This window comes from Streptomyces purpurascens (assembly GCF_045040895.1).
Classification (GTDB): Bacteria; Actinomycetota; Actinomycetes; order Streptomycetales; family Streptomycetaceae; genus Streptomyces; species Streptomyces purpurascens.
This window is the reverse complement of sequence record NZ_CP108341.1, coordinates 1,195,173-1,216,430: the sequence shown is the minus strand read 5'-3', so window position 1 is coordinate 1,216,430 and position 21,258 is coordinate 1,195,173. Positions and strand designations below refer to the sequence as shown.

At 72.0% G+C, this 21,258-nt stretch carries 20 protein-coding genes; 10 read left to right on the top strand and 10 right to left on the bottom strand.

Features of this window, described 5'->3' with window-relative positions; all coding sequences use genetic code 11:
- The first annotated feature begins 203 nt into the window (after nucleotides 1–203).
- Together OHU35_RS05505 and OHU35_RS05500 are read left to right on the top strand one after the other, a co-directional pair.
- A complete protein-coding gene (locus OHU35_RS05505; RefSeq protein WP_405504900.1) occupies nucleotides 204–3,326 on the top strand; it encodes a family 78 glycoside hydrolase catalytic domain in 3,123 nt (1,040 codons plus the stop codon).
- Between the two features lie 159 nt (nucleotides 3,327–3,485).
- On the top strand, nucleotides 3,486–4,169 hold the full coding sequence (locus OHU35_RS05500; protein WP_359895203.1) for an SDR family NAD(P)-dependent oxidoreductase: 684 nt from the start codon (nucleotides 3,486–3,488) through the stop codon (nucleotides 4,167–4,169).
- On the opposite strand, the gene OHU35_RS05495 is transcribed toward OHU35_RS05500, so the two are convergent.
- Nucleotides 4,166–4,798, bottom strand: coding sequence for an ABATE domain-containing protein (locus OHU35_RS05495; RefSeq protein ID WP_405504898.1), 633 nt, complete (start codon nucleotides 4,796–4,798; stop codon nucleotides 4,166–4,168). The genes OHU35_RS05500 and OHU35_RS05495 overlap by 4 nt on opposite strands.
- A gap of 80 nt (nucleotides 4,799–4,878) precedes the next feature.
- Here OHU35_RS05495 and OHU35_RS05490 point away from each other — a divergent pair, with 80 nt between their 5' ends.
- Both OHU35_RS05490 and OHU35_RS05485 read left to right on the top strand, forming a co-directional pair.
- A complete protein-coding gene (locus tag OHU35_RS05490) occupies nucleotides 4,879–5,670 on the top strand; it encodes an MBL fold metallo-hydrolase (protein ID WP_405504897.1) in 792 nt (263 codons plus the stop codon).
- A gap of 148 nt (nucleotides 5,671–5,818) precedes the next feature.
- On the top strand, nucleotides 5,819–6,460 hold the full coding sequence (locus OHU35_RS05485; protein ID WP_267943537.1) for a DNA alkylation repair protein: 642 nt from the start codon (nucleotides 5,819–5,821) through the stop codon (nucleotides 6,458–6,460).
- A gap of 26 nt (nucleotides 6,461–6,486) precedes the next feature.
- Here the strand turns inward: OHU35_RS05485 and OHU35_RS05480 are convergent, their stop codons facing one another.
- Nucleotides 6,487–6,765 carry a hypothetical protein gene (locus tag OHU35_RS05480; protein WP_405504896.1) on the bottom strand — a complete coding sequence of 93 codons (279 nt, stop codon included), beginning with the start codon at nucleotides 6,763–6,765 and terminating at the stop codon, nucleotides 6,487–6,489.
- A gap of 501 nt (nucleotides 6,766–7,266) precedes the next feature.
- On the opposite strand from OHU35_RS05480, the gene OHU35_RS05475 reads away from it, so the two are divergent.
- The 3 genes from OHU35_RS05475 to OHU35_RS05465 are packed head-to-tail and all read left to right on the top strand — an operon-like array spanning nucleotide 7,267 to nucleotide 9,360.
- Nucleotides 7,267–7,497, top strand: a complete 231-nt coding sequence (locus OHU35_RS05475) for a hypothetical protein (RefSeq protein ID WP_189724268.1) — start codon at nucleotides 7,267–7,269, stop codon at nucleotides 7,495–7,497.
- On the top strand, nucleotides 7,494–8,387 hold the full coding sequence (locus OHU35_RS05470) for a helix-turn-helix domain-containing protein (RefSeq protein ID WP_189724267.1): 894 nt from the start codon (nucleotides 7,494–7,496) through the stop codon (nucleotides 8,385–8,387). The genes OHU35_RS05475 and OHU35_RS05470 overlap by 4 nt, the downstream gene beginning before the upstream one ends.
- A 10-nt stretch (nucleotides 8,388–8,397) precedes the next feature.
- Nucleotides 8,398–9,360, top strand: coding sequence for a DUF6207 family protein (locus tag OHU35_RS05465; RefSeq protein ID WP_405504893.1), 963 nt, complete (start codon nucleotides 8,398–8,400; stop codon nucleotides 9,358–9,360).
- Here OHU35_RS05465 and OHU35_RS05460 read toward each other — a convergent pair.
- Together OHU35_RS05460 and OHU35_RS05455 are read right to left on the bottom strand one after the other, a co-directional pair.
- Nucleotides 9,344–10,030 carry a DUF4397 domain-containing protein gene (locus OHU35_RS05460; RefSeq protein WP_405504891.1) on the bottom strand — a complete coding sequence of 229 codons (687 nt, stop codon included), beginning with the start codon at nucleotides 10,028–10,030 and terminating at the stop codon, nucleotides 9,344–9,346. The two genes, OHU35_RS05465 and OHU35_RS05460, sit on opposite strands and share 17 nt — an antisense overlap.
- A gap of 107 nt (nucleotides 10,031–10,137) precedes the next feature.
- Complete coding sequence (locus tag OHU35_RS05455; protein ID WP_189724264.1) at nucleotides 10,138–10,719, bottom strand: RNA polymerase sigma factor; 582 nt, start codon at nucleotides 10,717–10,719, stop codon at nucleotides 10,138–10,140.
- 113 nt (nucleotides 10,720–10,832) lie between these two features.
- Here OHU35_RS05455 and OHU35_RS05450 point away from each other — a divergent pair, with 113 nt between their 5' ends.
- A complete protein-coding gene (locus OHU35_RS05450) occupies nucleotides 10,833–11,834 on the top strand; it encodes a MerR family transcriptional regulator (protein ID WP_359895210.1) in 1,002 nt (333 codons plus the stop codon).
- On the opposite strand, the gene OHU35_RS05445 is transcribed toward OHU35_RS05450, so the two are convergent.
- The 4 genes from OHU35_RS05445 to OHU35_RS05430 all read right to left on the bottom strand — a co-directional run bounded on the left by OHU35_RS05445 (nucleotide 11,823) and on the right by OHU35_RS05430 (nucleotide 17,382).
- The gene (locus tag OHU35_RS05445) at nucleotides 11,823–13,322 is read right to left on the bottom strand and encodes a cryptochrome/photolyase family protein (protein WP_189724262.1); all 1,500 of its coding nucleotides are present in this window, start codon (nucleotides 13,320–13,322) and stop codon (nucleotides 11,823–11,825) included. The genes OHU35_RS05450 and OHU35_RS05445 overlap by 12 nt on opposite strands.
- Before the next feature lie 15 nt (nucleotides 13,323–13,337).
- Nucleotides 13,338–14,711 carry a cryptochrome/photolyase family protein gene (locus tag OHU35_RS05440; RefSeq protein ID WP_405504889.1) on the bottom strand — a complete coding sequence of 458 codons (1,374 nt, stop codon included), beginning with the start codon at nucleotides 14,709–14,711 and terminating at the stop codon, nucleotides 13,338–13,340.
- Nucleotides 14,712–14,747: 36 nt separating this feature from the next.
- Nucleotides 14,748–16,373, bottom strand: a complete 1,626-nt coding sequence (locus tag OHU35_RS05435; RefSeq protein WP_267943501.1) for an SDR family oxidoreductase — start codon at nucleotides 16,371–16,373, stop codon at nucleotides 14,748–14,750.
- A 115-nt stretch (nucleotides 16,374–16,488) separates the two neighbouring features.
- Nucleotides 16,489–17,382: an SDR family oxidoreductase gene (locus tag OHU35_RS05430; RefSeq protein WP_189724259.1), complete on the bottom strand. Its 894-nt coding sequence runs from the start codon at nucleotides 17,380–17,382 to the stop codon at nucleotides 16,489–16,491.
- Between the two features lie 144 nt (nucleotides 17,383–17,526).
- Here OHU35_RS05430 and OHU35_RS05425 point away from each other — a divergent pair, with 144 nt between their 5' ends.
- Together OHU35_RS05425 and OHU35_RS05420 are read left to right on the top strand one after the other, a co-directional pair.
- A complete protein-coding gene (locus OHU35_RS05425) occupies nucleotides 17,527–18,153 on the top strand; it encodes a glyoxalase (protein WP_359895218.1) in 627 nt (208 codons plus the stop codon).
- A 104-nt stretch (nucleotides 18,154–18,257) separates the two neighbouring features.
- A complete protein-coding gene (locus tag OHU35_RS05420) occupies nucleotides 18,258–19,259 on the top strand; it encodes an NAD-dependent epimerase/dehydratase family protein (protein WP_405504887.1) in 1,002 nt (333 codons plus the stop codon).
- A 61-nt stretch (nucleotides 19,260–19,320) separates the two neighbouring features.
- Here the strand turns inward: OHU35_RS05420 and OHU35_RS05415 are convergent, their stop codons facing one another.
- Both OHU35_RS05415 and OHU35_RS05410 read right to left on the bottom strand, forming a co-directional pair.
- Nucleotides 19,321–20,433, bottom strand: coding sequence for a sensor histidine kinase KdpD (locus OHU35_RS05415; protein WP_189724256.1), 1,113 nt, complete (start codon nucleotides 20,431–20,433; stop codon nucleotides 19,321–19,323).
- A complete protein-coding gene (locus OHU35_RS05410) occupies nucleotides 20,430–21,161 on the bottom strand; it encodes a response regulator transcription factor (protein WP_405504885.1) in 732 nt (243 codons plus the stop codon). The genes OHU35_RS05415 and OHU35_RS05410 overlap by 4 nt, the downstream gene beginning before the upstream one ends.
- Nucleotides 21,162–21,258 lie beyond the last annotated feature (97 nt).

The following is a 21,258-nucleotide window of genomic DNA, read 5'->3' as shown; positions in this document are numbered from 1 at the left end:
CCCTTGCCTCTCTGGGAAACGCTGCCGCCGAGTGTATGCCCGGCATCTTGACGTCCCGCAGGGTGCTCTCTAGGGTCGGGCCCACTCTTCTTTGGAAAACGTTACCCACGATCGACCGGAGGGCGGCACCCTCCTCGCGTGCCAGGTCGAACAGGGGTCTCGACCGCCCGATTTTGAATCGATTCAACGTGGAGGAGGCAGGCGTGAGTCATGATGCTGTGCGTCGCCGGACCGTGCTCGCCGCGACGGCCGGTGTCGTGTCGGTGGGGGCCGGTGCCACGGGAGCCGGTACGAGTGCCGCCGCGGAAGCGTCCCGCCTGCCGGAGGGCCACGCGGTGGGGGCGCTGACCGTCGAACACCGCACCGACCCCCTCGGCGTGGACGCGGCGATGCCGCGCTTCGGGTGGCGCATACGGTCGGCAACCCGCGGCCGGAGCCAAGGGTCGTACCGGATCCTCGTGGCGACCTCGCCCGACAAGCTCTCCGCCACCCGCGCGGACGTGTGGAACAGCGGACGGGTCCGCTCCTCCGATTCGGTGGCCGTCCGCTACGAGGGCAAGCCGCTCAGCGCCTCCACCCGCTACCACTGGACCGTCACCGTCTGGGACACGGAAGGCCGTCCGGTCGGTCTCGCGTTGCCGGCCGCGTTCGAGACCGGCCTGCTGAGCACCGACGGTGTGGCCGGATGGGACGGCGCGCTGTGGATCGGGATGCAGGGGAAGGCGCCCCACTCGGCCGGTGCCCCCATGCTCCGGAGGGAGACACCCCTCAGGAGCGACGGCCGGAGGCGGGTGCGCGAGGCGCGGCTGTACGTCTCGGCTCTCGGCGTCTACGACGCCTACGTCAACGGGCAGCACGTGACCGTCCCGCAGGACGGCGGCACCACGATCGAACTGCTGCCCCCGGGCTGGACCAACTACGACGCGCGCATCAACTACCTGACGTACGACGTCACGGAACTCGTGACACGGGAGCGCGCGGTCACCCTCGCCTTCGTCCTGGGCAACGGCTGGTACAACGGCCGTGTCTCCGAGGGCAGCACGTACTACTCGAAGGACGGCAACGCCCTCGCGGTCAAGGCCAAGCTGCTGCTCCGGTACACCGACGGCACAGAGCAGACGGTCGTCACCGGGCCGGACGGCACCTGGAAGGCCACCGACACCGGCCCCTACCGGGCCGACGACATCTACGACGGCCAGACCTACGACGCCCGTAGGGAGCTGCCGGGCTGGACGGCTCCCGGATTCGACGACAGCGCGTGGGCGGACGTGGAGCGCGTCGCCTTCGAGGACAGGTACCCGGGCGTCCGGCTCCTCGCCTACCCGGCCGAGACGGCACGTCTGATGCCGAAGTGGGACCGCCGGCCGCGGTCGGTCACGGTCGCCACCGGAGTGACCGGCCAGGACGGCAGCCCCAACGGCAAGGGGCGCATCGTCGTGGACCCCGCCCGGACGGTGACCGACCCGGAGCAGGCGGCCTCCGCCGCCGTCACGATCGGCGGCGGCGAGACGGCCGTCTTCGACCTCGGCCAGAACATGGTGGGCGTCGCCCGCTACCGTCTGCGCGGCCCGGCCGGCGCCCGGGTCGAGTTCAGGTTCGGCGAGATGCTCAACGACGACAGTGCCGGCGCGGACGGCCCCGAGGGCTCCGTCTACCGGGCCAACCTCCGCAGCGCCAAGGCCACCAGCACGTACATCCTCAAGGGCGACCGGCACGGCGAGACCCATCAGGACGCTCTGACCTTCTACGGCTTCCGCTATGTGTCGGTCACCGCGACGGAGACCGTCACGATCACCGGTCTGACCGGCAAGGCCGCCACCTCCGCGATCCGCGAGGCCGGCACCCTCACCACGAACGATCCCGACGTCAACCGGCTGATGAGCAACATCCGTTGGGGCCAGCGCGGCAACTACCTCTGGGTGCCCACCGACTGTCCCCAGCGCGACGAACGCCTCGGCTGGACCGGTGACACCCAGGTCTTCGCCGCGACCGGCCTGTACAACGTGGACGCCGGTGTCTTCCTCGGCCACTTCCAGGACACCGTCGTCGACTCCCAGACCATCTACGGCACGGACCGGGCGCAGTTCACCGGAGTGGCTCCCGGCGGGCGGTACAACTTCCCCGACGGTGGGAGCGGTTGGGCGGACTGCGGTGTCGTCCTCCCGTGGACCGTGTGGCAGATGACGGGGGACGCGACCGTCATCGAGAGCAGCTGGCCGGCGATGACCCGCTATCTGGCCTGGATCCGTGAGCGGACCGGTGACACCCACGCCGGCCAGGGATCCCTCACCGGCGACTGGCTGGCTCCGCAGAAGACCAGCGCCCAGCTCATGAGCGACGTCTACTACGGCTACTCCGCGCGGTTGATGGCGCAGATGGCCCGGGCGATCGGCCGGACCGCGGAGGCGAAGACGTACCAGCGCCTCTTCGGACGGATCAGGAAGGCGTTCATCGCCACGTACCTGAGCACCGAGGGCGGCCAGGTCACGGTGAGGTCCAGCCTGGGCGAGGCGTCCCCGATCGAACCGGGCGCCGACCCGAACCAGAAGACGGAGGACAACAGCCAGACCGCGCTGCTGTGGGTCCTCAAGCTCGGCTTCTACGAGACACAGGCGCAACGCCGCGCGCTCGTCCGGCACCTGGCCGACAACATCGGCAACGACGCGGCCTACAAGGCGGCGCACCCGGACAGCAGCCGGGTCAGGTACGCCGAGAACACGCTGTCCGTCGGCTTCCTGGGCGTCAACGTCCTGGCCCCCGTCCTGTCCGACGAGGGCCGCGCCGATCTGGCGTACGAGCTGCTGCACCAGGACGCACTGCCGTCCTGGCTGTACTCGGTGAAGAACGGCGCCACCACCGTCTGGGAGCGCTGGAACTCCTACTCCGAGGACGCAGGCTTCGGCCCGGTCAGCATGAACTCCTTCAACCACTACGCCTACGGCGCGATCATGGAGTGGATGTACACGCACATGGCCGGCATCGCCCGCGACCCGGACAGCCCCGGCTTCAAGCACTTCCTGCTCCAACCCCACCTCGATCCCACGGGCAGGATCACGAGGGTGGCGGGCTCGTACGAGTCGCCGTACGGCGAGATCAGCAGTGCGTGGGAGGTCGTCGAGGCGGGGCGGGCCCTGGCGTACGAAGCCGTCGTGCCCGCCAACAGCGAGGCGACCCTGCGCCTTCCGGCGGCATCCGCCGACGCCGTCCGTGAGGGACGCACCCCGCTGGCACGGGTGCCCGGAGTGCGTTTCCTCGGATTCGAGGACGGGGTCTGCGGGTACCGCCTGCCGTCCGATCGGTATCGCCTGACTGTCGCGTTGCGCTGATCTCGCGACCGCCGGCACCGGGAGCCCGATAAGCGGATCGCCCTATCCAGTTTTGGTGTACGGTGGGGCGCAGTGAACCGGAATGGTCTATCCGGATCTAGAAATGGATAGCTCTATCCGTATATCTAGCGCCCTTGACCTGCAACGTTAGGACTCACCGTGCCCAGCATCGCCATCGTCGGAGCCGGCCCCCAGATGGGCCTGGCCATCGCCCGCACCTTCGGCTCCCAGGGCTTCGACGTCGCTCTGATCTCCCGTAACCGGGACAAGCTCGACGACCTCGTCGGCAAGCTCGAAGCCGAGGGCGTCAACACCGCCGCGTTCCCCGCGGATGTGCTCGACCGTGCCGGGCTCACCGAGGCGCTCCAGGATGCCGCCGCCACGTTCGGCGGCATCGAGGTCCTGGAGTACTCCCCGGTGGGGACGTTCGGCATCACCGCGCTGACCGCTCCGACCGGGACCGAACCGTCCCATGTGGAGTTCGAGATGAACTTCCAGCTGTACGGGGCCATCGCCGCCACGCGGGCCGTGCTGCCGGCGATGCGCGAGGCCGGCGCGGGCACCCTGCTCTACACCACCGGTGCCGGCTCCATCTGGCCCGACCCGCGGGTCGCCAACGTCAACGCCGCCGCGGCGGCGCTGCGCAACTGGGCGATGAACCTGCACAAGGAGCTGGCCGACGCCGGCACCGGCGTCCAGGCCGCCCATGTCGGCATCGACTCGTCGATCGGCGTCTCCGTCATCCCCGGTGTGGAGGCGGCCCGGCCTGAGCAGATCACGCCCCTCTACTGGGACCTGCACACCACCCGGCGCGACCGGGCCGAGCTCGTCTTCAAGCTCTAGTCCGTACCGGCCCCCGCCCGGGTCCTGCGTGCGTAGGCGCGGGCCGCTCGTGCGCGGTCGCCGCAGCGTGTCGAGCACCAGTGGCGGCGGCCGTGCCGCAGCAGGTAGCGGCCGCAAGGCGGTGAGCCGCAAGCGGTGAGCCGCTCGGCGTCGGGCCCGGTGAGCAGGTCGGCGGCGTCGGCGGCGAGGGTCGCGAGGGCGTGGTCGACGATCTCGGTGGTGGGGTGCGGGGGCGTGCGGTAGGGGCCGTTCTTCTCGTCCCACCGGAGCAGCGAGGCGGTGGGCACCTTGGTCATGGCGTCGTTGACGGCGGAGAGGGCGGCGGGCAGGGCCGGCGACGCCTCGACGCGGGAGGCGAGCAGCGACCTGATCTGTTCGCGCAGCGACCGCAGTTGTGCGGTGCACATCTCCCGGAGGCCGGCGTCCACGGGGGCGAGGTCGCGGTCCGCCAGCCACTGATTCGCCTGCGCCGGCGTGCCGAGGAAGTCGGTGAACCTTCCGCCGGGCGATGCGATGGCGCTGTTGGCGAAGGCGAGGGCCGGGTACTGCTCCTCGCCGGGCGCGGGGGGCACGGCCGGTTCGACGAATCCGGCGGGCTCGGCGGCGGCGTTCACATCCATGGCTCTCATGGTACGGCTCGCCCATATCCGTGAGGAGCGTGCTACGGTCTCTCACGGATAAGCCGCCCCCATCCGTGAGGTGTTTCTCTGTGGCTCCTTCAGTGACGACCCGTGAGCAGTTCCCCGTCCGCGTCTTCGGCGGCCCGACCGCTCTCTTCGAGTACGGCGGCCTGCGGTTCCTGACCGACCCCACCTTCGACGCTCCCGGCGACTACCCGGAGGCGGGCGACCCGGTCCTGACCAAGACGGCCCCTGCCTCCGGCAGCCCCGCCGAGCTCGGTCCCGTCGACGTGGTCCTGCTGTCCCATGACGAGCACGCCGACAACCTCGACCGCGCCGGCCGGGCCCTGCTCGCCGAGATACCGCTGACCCTCACCACTCCCGGTGGCGGCAAGCGCCTCGGCGGCAAGGCCAGGGGGCTGGCCGACTGGGAGTCGGTCGAGCTGGACCGCCCCGGCGGCGGCACGGTCACCGTGACCGGCGTCCCCGCCGTTCACGGCCCCGGTCCGCGCGAGGAGACCGAGGCGATCACCGGACAGGTCGTCGGATTCGTCCTGACCGGAGACGGACTGCCCACCGTGTACGTCAGCGGTGACAACGCCTCCCTCGACGCGGTCAGGGAGACCGCCGAGCGCCTCGGGCCGGTGGACACCGCCGTCCTCTTCGCGGGCGCCCCCCGCTTCGCCGGTCTCTTCGACGGAGGCACCCTCGTGCTGGACAGCGCCCAGGCCGCCGAAGCCACGCGGATCCTCGACGCCCGCCGGGTGGTCCCCGTCCACTACGACAGCTGGACCCACTTCACCGAGGGCCGCGACGAACTCGAGGCCGCCTTCACCGCCGCGGGGCTGGCCGACCGCCTGGACTGGGGACAGCGGGGCTGATCACGGCGGACGCACGCCCCTGGAGGACCCGGCCGACGACGGAGGACAGTCAGAGGCCGGGTTCCGTCGTAGGGTGAATGCCGCTCGTGAGGGACGGGAGGCCGAGGTGGCCGAGACGACGCTGACACCGACGACGGTTGCCGAGGTGATGGCCGAGCTGGCCGCGCTCGAGGACCCGAAGGCGCGCGAGGTGAACGAGAGGCACGGTGACGATCACGGTGTGAACCTCGGCAAGCTGCGCGCGCTCGCGAAGCGGCTGAAGACGCAGCAGGAACTCGCGCGCCGGCTCTGGGGGACGGATGACACCGCCGCGAGACTGCTGGCGCTCCTGATCTGCCGCCCGAGGGCATTCGAGCGTGATGCGCTGGACGTCATGCTGCGCGAGGCGCGCACGCCCAAGGTGCACGACTGGCTCGTGAACTACGTGGTGAAGAAGAGCCCGCACTCCGAGGAGTTGCGCTTGGCCTGGTCGGCCGATCCGGATCCCGTGGTCGCGAGCGCCGGCTGGGCGCTGACCACCGAACGCGTGGCGAAGAAGCCCGGGAGCCTCGACCTCGCGGGACTGCTCGACGTCATCGAGGCGGAGATGAAGGACGCCCCGGACCGCCTGCAGTGGGCGATGAACCACTGCCTGGCCCAGATCGGGATCGAGCACGCCGAGCACCGCAGTCGTGCCATCGGCATCGGCGAGCGCCTGGAAGTGCTCAAGGATTACCCGACGTCCCCCGGCTGCACGTCCCCGTTCGCACCCGTCTGGATCGCCGAGATGGTGCGCCGACGGCACGGTTAGCCGGGTGTCGGCGCGACGCCGCCTCGTTACTCCGGTGCCTCTCGCCAATGGAGGCAGCGGCTGTAGTCGAAGTTCCACTTCAAGCAGAGCTGGGCCTTGACGCTCGTGTCCCGATCCCGGAATTCGGTGATGATCTTGTTGCCGTCGATCCGGGAGAATCCGACCTGGGTCTCGAAGTCGATGCCCATCTCGTTCTCGAGTCCCAGGCTCGCGAGTGCGTATCTGCGCTGCGCCTCGGGGTACTTGACGAAAACGTCCATGATGGCGTTGCGGAATTCGACGTCCCCGTTGGGTGCCTCTGCCACGACTGTCTCCTGACCTGCCGGTTGGTGAGCCGTCTACGCGCATTCTGTCCGCATATCCATGGAAGCGCGCGCCTTGCGTCACCCGAACAGGCCTGTACGGCGGTGGCTCCCGCCCAGCACGGGGTCTGGGCGGGAGCGGTGCGGTCCCCTCCGGTCGTTCTTCAGCACGAAGGGACCGCTCGTCCTTCCAGACTGGAAGGTCCGACGCCCGGGGAGGCGTCCGTGTTCCATGGTGCGCCTTGCCCCCGGTGTCGCGAGGAGAAGTACGTTTCCGCCTTCAAAAGCGTTCAATCCGCCATGTTTTGCGCGTGCGGGTGACCGACATGGCCCAGTGAGGCGCGCTGTGGGCACCGGGGCGCCCGGCGGCATTGTTCCGTAATTTCATGATCACGTTGAGTGTCCGGCGGTCGACACACCATGCTGACGTCCAACTCTTCCGCAGCGCCTCAGCACCGCCGGGGAAGAGCCTTCCAGACGCCTCGAGTTGAGAGACAAGGTGCGATGTCCAGTAAGCAGGTGTTGACCGTCGTCGTGATGGTGGCGGTCTTCGCGTGGAGCACGGTGATGACCGTGCTGGGGCACCTCGCGGCAGTGGCCGCGCTGCTGCCGTCGCTCGGACTGCTCGTACAGCAGATCGTCGCCGCCCTCCACGCCACGCAGTCCCCGCGCCACACCCCGGTGGACGCCGCCCCGACGGCCATAGCGGCCGGACCCGAGGAGTCGGTGCGATGACCCCGTTCTCCGCGTACGAGCAGCCCGACGGCGAGCCGCCGAGTAGGCGCGGCCGCAAACCGGAGTCGATCGGCGAGCAGGTGGGCCCCTCCCACCGGGCCTGGCTGGAGCCGGTGCGCAACAGGCTCTTCGCCACGGGGCTCACACTCGACGACCTCGTCGGCCGCTCCGGCTACTCCAAGGCCCGCATCAGCGAACTGCTGCGCGGCAAGGGCTACTACCCCGGCTGGGAGATCACCTACAGCGTCGTCCGGGCCCTGGACATCCCCGTCTGGCCGCTGCGCCGGCTGTGGACGGCGGCGGCACGCGAAGCGGCCAAGGACTCCGCGTGGATCGAGAGCCGCATACACGCCGTCCAGCCGCTGCCGCCGGAACGGCCCCCGCTCGCGCACCAGGGCTTCACCGAGGCCATGCGCCACCCCTACACCGCCTACGCCCGCGCCTTCCTGCAGAGCGACCGGCGCGCCCACTGGGTCGTCTCGGAAGCCTGCGACATCCTCTGGCTGGGCTGGGACGACGCCGTCGCCGGCCCCAACGTCCCCCGCCACGCCTGGCGGCTGCTGCGCTCCCGCGTCCTGTTACGCGCGCAGCTTCACCCGGCCGGACATCCCGACCTGCGCCCGGCGGCGTTCCAGACCGTCGACCAGAGCCGGATCGACGACCTCACCGCCCGGTTCGCCCGCATCGGCCGGCTCGCCGACTTCTTCGACGCCGTCGCCCGGCTGCCCCAGAACCAGCTCGACGTCACCGTCCTGCGCTACCTGTGCGGCATCCACCCCGACACCATCCCCGACGTCGTCGGCCTGTCCACGGCCATCACCCAGTCCATCGACCACCACGCCCGAGGCGCCCTGGAAGGCACCTACCACCGCCATGACAACCGGGAGTGAGCACCCCGCCATGACCGCCATCGACGATCTCCTCTCCCGCTCGCTTCTGATGCACGATCCCCAGGTGCCTTCGGACACCGTCCCGTACGAGGACACCGCCTACCCGGCCTTCGCCCCGGACGGCACACCGCTGTGGGACGTCGGCGGCGGCGACCTGGCCGACGACAACGCCGCCCGGAGTCTGCGGGCCCTGTGCGAGGCGGTCGTCGTCCACGCCACGCCCGGCCAGCTCGCCGACTTCGTCACCGAACAGCTGCCCTCGCCGCGCGGCGCCTGGATCCTGGGCTGCGTCCTGCAACTCGCCGACGCGCAGGACGGCGCGCGCTTCTGGTGGCAGTACGCCGCCGGGGCCGGCGAACCCGCCGCGTCCTACTGCCTCTACCTGCATCACCTGGCGCTCGGCGACAGGCAGGCGGCCGCCCTGTGGCACAAGCAGGCCGGCGACGACGCGCCGGCCGACAGCGGCCTCGGCGTCGACACCAGCATCCCCACGGTCCTGCGCATCCTCAGTCGCCTGGCCCCGACCGCCCCCCGCGACCGCACCGAGACGTTCACCGCGGTCAAGTCCTACGTCACCAACGCCGTCGCCGCCGGATACGCCCGCAACCCCGGCTACGAAATCCCGCTCCCCGGCCCGCACTTCGCCGAACAACTCGAGATCATCCTGGCCGCCACGTCAGCGGTCTCCCGGTCCGTGCGACAGGCCCAGCCGCGGGCCACCGACCTGCCCAACCGCACCAGGCCGCGAGCCGACGCCGCGGATCGCTCCGGCGAGTCCGCGCAGGAGCCGGAACGGGTCCTGGTGGAGACCGCCGCACGCGACGAGTCCGCCTCCAGCTTCTTCCGGGAAGCCATCGCGGCCTGCTGGGAAACGGCCGTCGCGGACCGCACGGCCAGGGGAGCGGACCGTCGCGATGTGCGGCTGCGCTACCTCCTGGACCGCCGGCCCACCGAACCTACTTCGTGGCGCTGAGGGTCTGGGTCGCCAGAGCCAGGTTCTTGTCATCGGCGCTGCCCCAGGCGTAGACGACATTGGCCGTCCCGTCCTTGAGGGGCAGGTCGGCCGGGCCGATGGCCACGGTGTCCGTGCCGGCGAGCACGACATCGGCACTCACGGTGCCTGCCGCGACCTCAGTGGTGTCCTCCTCGGGGTTCTCCAGGCCGGTGAAGAGGGGCTGCCCGTTCGCGCGGACGTCGACGGCCGGTGCGGCGGCGACGTGACGCACCGTGAGGCGTGCCTTGCCGTCGTCGACCTGCGAGACATCGTTGGCGAAGGCCGTCAGCTGGGGTTCGCCGGCAGCGGTGAGGTGGGCGGCGATCGTGGCGTTCCCACCCTCGGGCACCTTGATCTCCTTCTCGAGGGCGGGTGTGCCGTCCGGGTTCTGGCCCGCTTCGAAGATCTCTATGTCGTAGGTCCCGGCGTCGAGGGCCTGCGGGTCGGTCACCGTGCCGGGCTTGAAGTCGCCGAGCAGCTCGTCACCGTTGGCGTAGACATCGACGGTCATCCCGGGGATGCCGTGGAAAACGGACACCATCGCCTCGTTCTGTGAGGCGGGAGCGGCCATGGCGGACGCGGTGGCGCCCAGGGCCAGGGCGCAGGCGGCGGCCGAAGCGGCGACCGCGAGAGAGGTCCGGGAAGTCATGGGGTGGTCCCTTCGAATGCGCCTCCGCACGTTGCGGGGTCTCGATGTCGTTTCGTGAAGGGCGACCGCCGTGGATGCGCCGACGACACCTTTCGCCGGCGGCGCGCCTAGGCACCCGTCCAGCGGACCTGGCCCTGTTCGATCGCCCTGCGCAGACGCTGCAGGCCACGGCGGGCGTGACTCTTCACCGTGCCGAGGGGCATTCCGGTCCGTTCCGCGATCTGGGCCTGGGTCAGGTCCTCGTAGAAGGCCAGGCACAGCACGTGCCGCTGGTGCCACGGCAGACAGGACAACTCGTTCACCAGCAGGACCCGGTCCAGGACGTCCTCCGCCGCCGACTCGTCGCGTCCGAGCGTGCCGTCCGTGTGGGCGAGCGAGTCGGCGAGAGCCAGCCGTCTGGTCCGGGCGGCCAGCGCATCGACGATCTTGCGTCGGGTGATGCCCACGAGCCAGGCGCCCAGCGGGCCCCGCTCCGGGCGGAAGCCGGCCTGACCGCGCCAGGCGCCGAGGAACACCTGCTGGGTGACGTCGTCGGCCTCGTACGTGTCGCCGAGCGACCGGGTGGCCATGGTGTGGACCAAGGGCGCCCAGCGCCGGTAGACCGCGGCGAAGGCGTCCTCGTCGGCGGCACGGAATCCAAGGGCCAACTCGTCCTCGTACCTGGTTTCTTCTCGGGTTTCAGTGATCATGGCCTGGTTCCTCCTGCCATGCGCGAGGTGCGGCCGTCCGCACGCGTCCCAGTGTTGTGACGCACAAACGACGCAGGCAACATGCGTCGTTTGTGCGTCGTACAGTGGGGCCCGTGAGCAGAGGTGACGGCGACGACCGGCACGACGAGGACCTGCCGCGCGGCGGGCTCACCACCGGAGAAGTGGCGAGGCGCCTCGGGGTGGCGCCCACCACGGTCCGTTCCTGGGACCGCCGCTACGGCATCGGTCCCGACACGCACACCGGCGGCAGGCACCGGCGCTGGACCGCCGCGGACGTGGCCCGTCTGGAGCGGATGTGCGCCCTGACGGCGACCGGGCTGCCCCCTGCCGAGGCCGCGCGCACGGCGCTCGGCGATGCGCCGCCGGACGCGGCCCCGCACACCCGTGCGGCCCTCCCGCAGCCGCGACCGCTGCCCCGCGGCCGCAGCCGGGCCGGGAGCGGCATGCGACTCGGCGACGTACGCCAGGAGTCCCGGGGGATCGCCCGTGCCGCCCTGCGCCTCGACGCCGCCGCTCTGGACGAACTGCTGCTGGCGGCGATCGCCGACCACGGACTGGTCACCGCCTGGACCGAGGTGATCATGCCGACCCTGCAGGCGGCCGGCCGCAAGTGGGAGAGCTCCGGCGAGAAGTACGTCGAGGTGGAGCACTTCCTGTCCTGGCACGTCTCCGGGGCGCTGCGGCGCAGCTCACCACCCGTGACCGCCGACGGCCCGGGCACCACCACGGTGCTCGCCTGCGTACCGGGGGAGAACCACACCCTGCCGCTGGAGGTGCTGGCCGCCGCACTGGCCGAACGCGGTCTGCCGGTACGCATGTTCGGTGGCGCGCTGCCCGTCGAATCGGTCGTCTCGGCGGTGCGCCGGACCGGACCGGCCGCGGTGGGCCTGTGGGCGCAGTCCCGCACCACGGCCAGCCGGCCACTGGCTCAGCACGTGGCGGCGATGGAATGGGGGGTGCGCGGTGCCCGCAGGAGGCCGGTCGTCCTGACCCTGGGGCCGGGCTGGGCCGGGCAGACCGTTGCCGGGCTGCCACATCCTCCCGGCCTGGCCGAGGCCCTCGCGGTGGTGGAGTCGGTCGTGTCAGGGCGGTGAGTCACCGCGGGCCCGCTCCTGGCGTCTTACGGCGTCGAGGTCGGCGAGCCGGTCCAGGCCGCGCACGGCCCGGCTCATGCGGTGGTTGCGCTCCAGTCCGGAGCGGTGCCGGTCGAGGAAGGCCCAGTAGCCCGCGGTGTAGGGGCACGCGTGCGCGCCGGTCCGGTCCGCGGGCCGGTAGACGCACGAGCCGCACAGGTCGCTCATCCGGTTCACATAGGCCCCGCCGGACGTGTACGGCTTGGTGGTCATGCGGCCGCCGTCGGCGTACTGGGACATGCCGACGACATTGGGCACCATCACCCAGTCGTAGCCGTCGACGAAGCAGCGGTGGAACCAGTCCGTGACCGCGGCCGGATCCCAGCCCCGCTGGAGCGCGTAGCTTCCGAGGATCATCAGCCGGGGGATGTGGTGGGTCCACCCCGTGTCGCGCACCTGGGACAGCACCGTGTGCAGACAGCGCGCGGCCACGTCGTCCGCGTCCAGGTCGTTCCACCAGCCCGGCAACGGGGCGGTGTGGCGCAGCACGTTGGAGTTCCGGTAGTCCTCGCCGAAGTACCAGTACAGCTGCCACACGTACTCGCGCCAGCCGGCGATCTGCCGGACGAAGCCCTCCACGCTGTTCAACGGCGCCTGTCCCTCGCGCCACGCCGCTTCGGCCTGTTCGACGCACTCGGCGGGATCGAGCAGGCCCAGGTTGAGTGAGGACGACAGCAGGCTGTGGCTCATGACGGGGTCGGCGGCGAGCATGGCGTCCTCGTACGGCCCGAAGGCGGTGAGCCGGCGCTCGACGAAGCGCCGCAACGCCGCCCGGGCCTCGGCGCGGGTCGCGGGGAACAGGCGTGGCCCGTCCCGCCCGACGAAGCAGACGTCGCCGTCCTTCTCCCAGCGGTCGAGGTCGTGGCGGACCCGCTCGTCGATGTCGTCCTCGCGCGGCCGGTAGGGACGGTCGACCGGCAGGGTGGTCGCGTCGCGGGGCGGCGGCTGCCGGTTGTCGTGATCGAGGTTCCACCGGCCGCCCGCGGGCCGGTCGGCGTCCATCAGCAGGTCGTGTCCGCGCCGGACCCAGCGGTAGAAGTCCTCCTGACGCAAGCTCCTGCCGCCTTGGCCGTCGGCCCAGGCGGCGAAGGCGGCCATGGGCACCAGGAATCCGCGCGCCGGGCCCGTCGTGACCTGCGGCAGCGAGCGCACCAGCCGCAGCGCGGCGTACGAGGTCGGGTGGTGAACGGTCACCGGACGGCCGCCCGCCGCCCGGTCGAGCCCTTCCCGGTAGGTGTCGCCGCGCACGTAGGTGACGCGGTCGCCGAGTTCGGCCGCCCGGTGACGCATGGCGGACAGGACCAGGTGTGCCTTGGCCCGGTGAAAGCGCCGGCGCCGGAACACCGACCGGGCCTCGATCATCAGCAGCGGCGTGTCACGGGCGAGGCCGCTGTCCTCGGACGGCCGCAGGAAGTGCGGACCGAGCTGATCACCGAAAAGCCAGTGCATGAGGCGCTCCCGCCGTCAGTCCCGGCCGCGCGCGTGTTTGAACCGTGCCAGGCCCTCACCGAGGTCGATCAGCGGCTGCGGGTACTCCAGCCGCGCCCGTTCACGTTCGAGCAGCCGCCAGGGCTCATGGATGCGGGCATCGGCCACGTCCCGCAGTTCCGGCACCCACCGCCGCACGTACCCTCCCGCCGCGTCGAAGCGTTTGCCCTGGACGACCGGGTTGAGGACACGGTGGGGACGGGTGTCGGTGCCGGTCCCGGCGACCCACTGCCAGTTGAGCTGGTTGTTGACGATGTCGCCGTCCACCAGCAGGTCCAGGAAGTGCCGGGCGCCGATCCGCCAGTCCACGTACAGGGTCTTGGCCAGGAAACTCGCCGCCAGCAGCCGCGCCCGGTTGTGCATCCAGCCCTCGTGGCGCAGCTGGCGCATGGCGGCGTCGACGACCGGGTAGCCGGTGTGGCCGTCCCGCCACGCGGCGATGTCCTCGGCGGCCTCGTCCTCGGTCCGCCACCGGTCGTGCCGGGTCCGGTAGTCCTGATGTGAGGCGTCCGGGCGCGCCGCCAGCACCTGGTGGTGGAAGTCGCGCCAGCACAGCTGCCGTACGAACGCCTCCGCCCCCGGCCCGCCGCGCTCGCGGGCGCGCTGGACCAGCTCCACCGGCGACAGGGCACCGAAGTGCAGATACGGCGAGAGCCTGGAGGTCGCGTCGCCCGCCAGATCGTCGTGCCGGTCCTCGTAATCGGAGAGGCCGCTGCGTACCCAGCGGGAGAACCGGTCGCGCCCAGGAGCCTCGCCCCCGGTGGGCAGGCCCGGCGAGATGCCGGACAGTTCCTCCCGGGAGGGCAGCGGCTCGCCCCGCACGGCGTCCGGGACGTGCACGACGCGCGGCGCCGGGCAGACATCCCTCAGCCGCTCCTGCGACCACCGGCGGAAGTAGGGGGTGAACACGGCGAAGTGGTCGTTGCCCGCGGGCGTCACGGCGCCGGGTGCGACGGCCGTGATCACGCTGTCGTGCACGTGCAGCGCCACGCCCTGTCCGCTCAGCGCGTCCCGCAACTGCTGCTCCCGCCGGTGGGCGTAGCCCGTGACGCCCGCCGCGAGGTGCACCTCCGTCGCCTCGCACTCCGCGGCCACCGCGCAGACCTCCTGAACGACCGGGCCCTTGCGCACGACGAGCCGGCCGCCGCACCGGCGCAGCGAGGCGTCGAGGTCGGCCAGGCAGTCCGCGAGGAAGGCGCTGCGGTTGGGCGCGTCGAAGCCCGCCGCGTGGACACCGGGATCGCGGACGAAGAGCGGCACCACCTCGTCCGCCCACGCCAGTGCGGCGCGCAGCGGCGGATGGTCGTGCACCCGCAGATCCGAGGTGAACAGGACGACCGCGACGGTCATGGCGACTCTCCTGAGGGGGCGATGCGGTGCGGATCTCTACTGCCGGACTCTTCGGTCGCGGCGCGTGATCCGGATGCGGCCGGAACGCGGCCCGGCCCGGCGCGCGCTCATGCCCTTGGCGGCGGCCTGGGTGATGTTGCGGGCCATGCCGCCGAAGACGACGGCGTGAAACGGGGAGAGGGACCACCAGTAGGCGTGCCCCAGCAGACCCCGGGGATGGAAGAGGGCGCGCTGCCGGTAGCGCGTGCGCCCTGCGTCGTCCGTCTCCGCGTACATCTCCAGCCACGCCAGGCCGGGCAGGCGCATCTCCGCCCGCAGCCTCAGCAGCCGGCCCGGCTCGATCTCCTCGACCCGCCAGAAGTCCAGTGAGTCGCCGGCCCGCAGGCGCTCGGCGTCCCGTCGTCCGCGGCGCAGACCGACACCGCCGACGAAACGGTCCAGCCAGCCCCGGACCGTCCAGGCGAGCGGGAAGGAGTACCAGCCGTTGTCGCCGCCGATGCCCTCGATCACCTTCCACAGCGACTCCCGGGACGCGTCCACCGAGAGGTGCCGCTCGTCCTCGTAGAGGCTGCCGCCCGCCCAGTCCGGGTCGGTGGGCAGGGGATCGCTGGGCGCCCCGGGCACGGCGGCGGACGACCAGCGGGTGACGACCTGCGCCTCCCGCACCTTGCGCAACGCCAGTGCCAGCGCCGCGTCGAACGGCAGCGGCCGGCCCGGAAGGTCGGGCACGTACCGGGCGATGTCGTGCTCGCGGCACACGACCTCGTGGCGCAGCGACTCCGTCAGCGGCCGGGCGAGCGCGGCGGGCACCGGGGTCACCAGGCCGACCCAGTGGCTGGACAGCCTCGGGGTGAGCACCGGCACCGGAACGATGAGCCTGCGCCGCAGCCCTGCCACCTCGGCGTACCGGTCCATCATCTCCCGGTACGTGAGGACATCCGGCCCGCCGATGTCGAACGCACGGTCGACGTCATCCGGCATCGACGCCGAACCGACCAGGTACCGCAGCACGTCCCGCACGCCGATCGGCTGAGTCCGGGTGTGCACCCAACTGGGCGTGACCATGACCGGCAGCCGCTCGGTCAGGTATCGCAGCATCTCGAAGGACGCCGATCCCGAGCCGATGACGACCGCCGCCCGCAACACGGTGGCCGGCACCGGCGCGTCGAGGAAGACGCGTCCCACCTCGGCCCTGGACCGCAGATGCGGGGAGAGGGACGCTTCGGGAACGTCCTCGGGTGTGAGCCCGCCGAGGTAGACGATCCGCCGCACACCGGCGGCGCGCGCCTGCTCGGCGAAGACCCGGGCCGCCCTCCGGTCGGTGTCCTCGAAGCCCGGACCGGTCCCCAGGGCGTGCACCAGGTAGTACGCGACGTCGACACCTCGCATCGCGGCGGCGACCGAATCGGCGTCCGTGACATCGCCTCGGACCGTCTCGGCGTGCCCCGCCCAGGGGTGATCGCGAAGCTTGCCGGGGGAGCGGGCCAGACACCGGACCCGGTGGCCGGCCTGGAGCAGTTCCGGCACCAGACGCCCGCCGATGTACCCGGACGCCCCGGTCACCAGACAGTGCAGCCGCTGTGCGTCCCGTTGTCCGCGTGTCTCCACGATCGGCTCCTCCACGTGTGGGCTCCGGCGTTGTGGCCTCGCTCCTTCGAGCATGGCCGCACCAGCGGGACCGCGCCTGTCGCGGCGGGGCGACCGGCCGCATTCGCTCTCACACGACCACTTCGGTCGCGTAGCGGCCGACGGATGCGCGACACCGCCGAGCGGGCGTTCAACCGGGCGGAGTGTCGACGCCGGCCGCCTGGTCGGCCCGGCCTCCGGCACCGAGCAGCCCCGTGGCCGTGAACGGCTCGTGGGCGGCGAGACGCGGCAGTTCCCGTCGCGACAGCCGCGTGACGACCGGCGGCATCGCCGCCCGCACCACCTGGGTGTACCGCAGCCAACGGGGCATGTAGACCGACGGCCGGCGCCGCTCGACCGCCGTGACCAGCCGGCCGGCGACATACGGGACGGGATACACCTTGCGCGCCGGCCGCGGCATGTGGCCGCGCAACTCCCGCAGCACCGCGTGCGCGTCGGCGTCCCGGACCATGTCCGTGTCCGTCCAGTTGATGTACGCGATCCCCACGCCCACATGCCGATGGGCGACCTCGGCCTGCAGCGCGTGAGCGAACGACTCGACCCCGGCCTTCGACGCGCAGTAGGCGCTCATCATCGGCGCGGCCCCGATGGACGCGAGCGACGCGACCTGGAGGAAGTAGCCCCGCGTGTCCAGGAGGTCCGCCAGGAACGTCCGCGCGGTGACGGCACTGCCGACGAGGTTCACCTCGACGACCCGGCGCCAGACGTCGAGATCGGCCTCGGCGAACGGTCCGCCCTCGGCGACTCCCGCGTTGGCGATCACCACCGAGGGCGGCCCGAACCGCGCACGGATCTCGTCGGCGACGCGAGCCATCCGGCGCTCGTCCGTGACATCGGCCTCCCAGCACTCGGACACGCCCTGAAGGCTGTCCCGCACCCGGGCGAGCGTCCGCTCCTCACGGCCCAGCAGCGCCACCCTCGCGCCCCGGCGGCACAGCTCCCGGGCCATCGCCTCCCCGAGGCCGCGCGCCGCACCGGTCACGACGGCGGTCCGACCGTGCAGGGGGCTCTGAGCGACCGGCATGGCACGTTCCTCTCCGCGGCGGCGCTGGCCCGGCCCACGTTAGGCGCGGACCGGGCCGTCGGCACGCCGGCCATCCCGGCCTCGGCGCCGTTCCGGTCAGGATTCGAGAAGCGCGGGTCCCGGAGCGGACCTAGCGTCGACGTCATGACTTCCATCGCATCCGTCACCCTCGAGGTGGCCGACCCCGCGGCCGCCGAACGCTTCCTCACCACCGCCTTCGGCCTGGGCGGTCAGGTACGCCTGCGGGCCTCGGAGGCACCCAGCAGCGGCTTCCGCGGGTTCACCTTGTCGCTCGTGGTGTCCCAGCCGGCCAACGTGGACGCCCTCGTCGACGCCGCCGTGGACGCCGGTGCCAAGACCCTGAAGCCCGCCGCCAAGTCGCTCTGGGGCTACGGGGGCGTCGTACAGGCCCCGGACGGGACGATCTGGCAGGTGGCCTCGTCGTCGAAGAAGAACACCGGCCCGGCCGCCCGGCAGATCGACGAGATCGTGCTCCTGCTCGGCGTCGAGGACGTGAAGGCCAGCAAGCAGTTCTACGTCGATCACGGCCTCGCCGTGGCGAAGAGCTTCGGCAGCAAGTACGTCGAGTTCGCCACCGGGTCGGGGCCGGTCAAGCTGGCGCTGTACAAGCGCCGGGGCCTGGCCAAGCTCGTCGGCATCTCACCCGACGGCACCGGATCGCACCGGCTCACGGTCGACAGCGACGCCGGGACCTTCACCGACCCGGACGGGTTCGCCTGGGCGACGGCGCCGGAGAACGCGTCGCTGTGAAGCGGGTGCTGTCCCGGTTCGACGCACGGCGCGGGACCTTACGGAGTCATGACGCACCGGCGCGGTCCCGTGGCACCGCGCCGGTGCGGGCCTAGCGTGGCCGTATGCGCGTACTGGTCACCGGCGGTGCCGGGTTCATCGGGTCCCATGTCGTCGCCGTGCTCCGGGAGCGTGGGCACGAGGCGGTCGTGTTCGACATGCGGGAGGAGCCCGGCGCCGACGTGCGTGATCCGGCGGCCGTCGGCCGCGCCCTGGCCGGTGTGGACGCCGTGTGTCACCAGGCCGCGAGGGTCGGGCTCGGGGACGGGGTCGCCGACGCGGCGGCGTACGTCTCGCACAACGATCTCGGGACGGCCGTGCTGCTCGCCGCCATGGCGGAGGCAGGTGTACGGCGTCTCGTGCTGGCCGGATCGATGGTGGTCTACGGGGAGGGGCGGTACGAGTGCCCCCGGCACGGGGGCGTACGGCCCGGGCCGCGTGCCGTCGAGGACCTCGACGCGGGCCGGTTCGAACCGCCGTGTCCGGTCTGCGGGGCTGATCTCGTCCCCGGGCCGGTCGGCGAGGACGCTCCGGCCGATCCACGGAACGTGTACGCGACGACCAAGCTGACCCAGGAGCATCTCGCCGCCGCGTGGGCCCGTTGCACGGGCGGCTCGGCGGTGTCGCTGCGCTACCACAACGTGTACGGGCCCGGCATGCCCCGCGACACCCCGTACGCCGGTGTCGCCTCCTTCTTCCGCTCGGCGCTCGCCCGGGGCGAGGCACCGCGCGTGTTCGAAGACGGGCGGCAGCGGCGGGACTTCGTGCACGTCCGCGACGTGGCGGAGGCGGGCGCGGTGGCACTGGAGGCCGAGGCGCCCCGGGGCGTGCTGACGGCGTACAACACCGGCAGCGGCGACCCGCACACCGTCGGCGAGATGGCGCGGGCGCTGGCCGCCGCGTACGGCGGGCCCGATCCCGTCGTCACCGGCGAGTACCGTCTCGGGGACGTACGGCACATCACCGCGGACTCGTCGCGGCTGCGGGACGGACTGGGGTGGAAGCCGGAAGTCGGGTTCGCAGAGGGCATGGCGGAGTTCGCACGGGCCGGGATGCGGGACGCGTAGCGTCCTGTCGCGCGGCCCCTCGGGGCCCCGGCTCGCGAAAGACCGGTGGTGCTGCCCGTGTTCAGGAAGCGGCGGCGGGCAGCACCACCTCGAAACGGCACCCGCCGGGGATGTTGCGTACGGTGGCCCGGCCCTGGTGGGCCTCCACGATTCCCCGGACGATGGCGAGGCCGAGGCCCGCGCCGGCCGGGGGCGTCCGGGCGTGCGTGCCGCGCCAGCCGGTGTCGAAGACGCGCGGCAGATCCTCCTCGGGGATGCCTCCGCAGGCGTCCGTCACCGACAGCACCACGCCCTCGGCGGAACGTTCCGCGGCGATGGCGACCGTGCCGTCGGCCGGGGTCCGGCGGATGGCGTTGACCAGCAGATTGCCGAGCACCCGGCTCATCTCCTTGCCGTCCACCTCCACGGGTACCGGCTCGACACGGTCGCCCACCAGCCGCACCCCGTGTTCCCGGGCGAGCGGGTCGGCTCCCGCCAGCGCGTCGCCGACCAGGTCGTAGAGGGAGATCCGGGTGAGGCTCAGGGGCAGGGTGCCGGCGTGGATGCGGGAGAGTTCGAAGAGGTCGCCGACCATGTCGTTGAGGCGCTCGACCTCGGTGCGGATCTGCTTCAGATAGCGGTCGGGGTCGGCGGCGACGCCGTCCTCCAGGGCCTCGGACATGGCGCGCAGACCGGCCAGCGGGGTGCGCAGGTCGTGCGAGATCCAGGCGACGAGTTCGCGCCGGGAGGTCTCCAGCGCTCGTTCCCGGTCCCGGGACTCGGCGAGGCGGGCGCTGGTGGCGGCCAACTCGCGGCTCAGGTCCTCCAGTTCGGCGGTCGTCGGTCCGTCGGGAGCGGCGAAGTCCCCGCCGTCGCCGAAGGAGCGTGCGGCCACGGCGAGTTCGCGGCTGCGGGCCACGACCCAGCGGCCCAGCAGCAGCGCGGTGGCGAGGGAGACGACGGCCGCCATGGCGACGACGGTCGTGACCACGGTCAGGTCGTGAGCCGACAGGAACATCGCCCAGGCGACGGCGAGGGTGCCCGCGAGCATCGCGACGACGCCGACCGCCGCGACCACGGCGAACGAGGCGGTGAGCGAGCGGCGCCGGATCAGGCGCAGTGCGCCGGCTCCGGCCAGGCCGGTGGCCGCCGCTCCGGCGAAGGCGTACAGGGCGATGAGGAGGGTGTCGTTCACGACCCGGTCTCCTCTCCGGCGGGGTCGAAGCGGTAGCCCACGCCCCACACGGTCTGGATCAGCCGCGGCCGGGCCGGGTCGTCCTCGACCTTGCCGCGCAGGCGGCGGATGTGGACGGTGACCGTCGACAGATCGCCGAAGTCCCACCCCCACACCTCCCGCATCAGGTCCTCACGGCCGAAGGCCCGCCCCGGGTGGCGCAGGAAGAAGGAGAGCAGGTCGAACTCGCGGAGGGTGAGGGCGAGTTCGGAGCCGTTCCTGGTGGCCCGGCGGGCCGCCGGGTCGACGGTCAGACCGGCCGCCCCCAGCCGGTGCCCGGGGGTCGCGGGCCTGCTGCGGCGCAGGACCGACTCCACGCGCAGGACCAGTTCGCGGGGGCTGAAGGGCTTGGTGACGTAGTCGTCGGCGCCGACCTCCAGGCCGAGGATGCGGTCGTCCTCGTCGCCACGGGCGGTGAGCATGATGACCGGCACCGGTCCGTGCCCCCGCATCCGCCGGCACACCTCCAGGCCGTCCATCCCGGGCAGCATCAGGTCGAGGACGACCAGGTCCGGCCAGTGCGCGGCGGCACGCGTGAGGGCCGTCGGGCCGTCGTCCGCGCGGTCGACGACGTAACCGGCGCGGTCCAGATACCCGGCGACGACCTCGGCGACGGTCGGATCGTCGTCGACGACCAGGATCCGCGGGGACCCGTCGAGGGCCTCGTCCTGCTGATGGGGCTGCTGCATGCCCCCAGCCTGGCACCGGGCCGCCTCCGATGCCGTGCCCGGAGCCCTCCGGGCCGCCGACGTCCGCGTTTCGTAAGGAGCGGCAGTCCGATATGCC

What these genes read in the sequence shown, in the direction of transcription:
- OHU35_RS05495 (WP_405504898.1), bottom strand. Translation starts at nt 4,798, where the DNA reads ATGAGAGCCATGGATGTGAACGCCGCCGCCGAGCCCGCCGGATTCGTC.
- OHU35_RS05485 (WP_267943537.1), top strand. Translation starts at nt 5,819, where the DNA reads ATGGCCGAGCTGGCCGCGCTCGAGGACCCGAAGGCGCGCGAGGTGAAC.
- OHU35_RS05475 (WP_189724268.1), top strand. Translation starts at nt 7,267, where the DNA reads ATGTCCAGTAAGCAGGTGTTGACCGTCGTCGTGATGGTGGCGGTCTTC.
- OHU35_RS05470 (WP_189724267.1), top strand. Translation starts at nt 7,494, where the DNA reads ATGACCCCGTTCTCCGCGTACGAGCAGCCCGACGGCGAGCCGCCGAGT.
- OHU35_RS05465 (WP_405504893.1), top strand. Translation starts at nt 8,398, where the DNA reads ATGACCGCCATCGACGATCTCCTCTCCCGCTCGCTTCTGATGCACGAT.
- OHU35_RS05460 (WP_405504891.1), bottom strand. Translation starts at nt 10,030, where the DNA reads ATGACTTCCCGGACCTCTCTCGCGGTCGCCGCTTCGGCCGCCGCCTGC.
- OHU35_RS05455 (WP_189724264.1), bottom strand. Translation starts at nt 10,719, where the DNA reads ATGATCACTGAAACCCGAGAAGAAACCAGGTACGAGGACGAGTTGGCC.
- OHU35_RS05445 (WP_189724262.1), bottom strand. Translation starts at nt 13,322, where the DNA reads ATGCACTGGCTTTTCGGTGATCAGCTCGGTCCGCACTTCCTGCGGCCG.
- OHU35_RS05440 (WP_405504889.1), bottom strand. Translation starts at nt 14,711, where the DNA reads ATGACCGTCGCGGTCGTCCTGTTCACCTCGGATCTGCGGGTGCACGAC.
- OHU35_RS05435 (WP_267943501.1), bottom strand. Translation starts at nt 16,373, where the DNA reads ATGCTCGAAGGAGCGAGGCCACAACGCCGGAGCCCACACGTGGAGGAG.
- OHU35_RS05430 (WP_189724259.1), bottom strand. Translation starts at nt 17,382, where the DNA reads ATGCCGGTCGCTCAGAGCCCCCTGCACGGTCGGACCGCCGTCGTGACC.
- OHU35_RS05425 (WP_359895218.1), top strand. Translation starts at nt 17,527, where the DNA reads ATGACTTCCATCGCATCCGTCACCCTCGAGGTGGCCGACCCCGCGGCC.
- OHU35_RS05420 (WP_405504887.1), top strand. Translation starts at nt 18,258, where the DNA reads ATGCGCGTACTGGTCACCGGCGGTGCCGGGTTCATCGGGTCCCATGTC.
- OHU35_RS05410 (WP_405504885.1), bottom strand. Translation starts at nt 21,161, where the DNA reads ATGCAGCAGCCCCATCAGCAGGACGAGGCCCTCGACGGGTCCCCGCGG.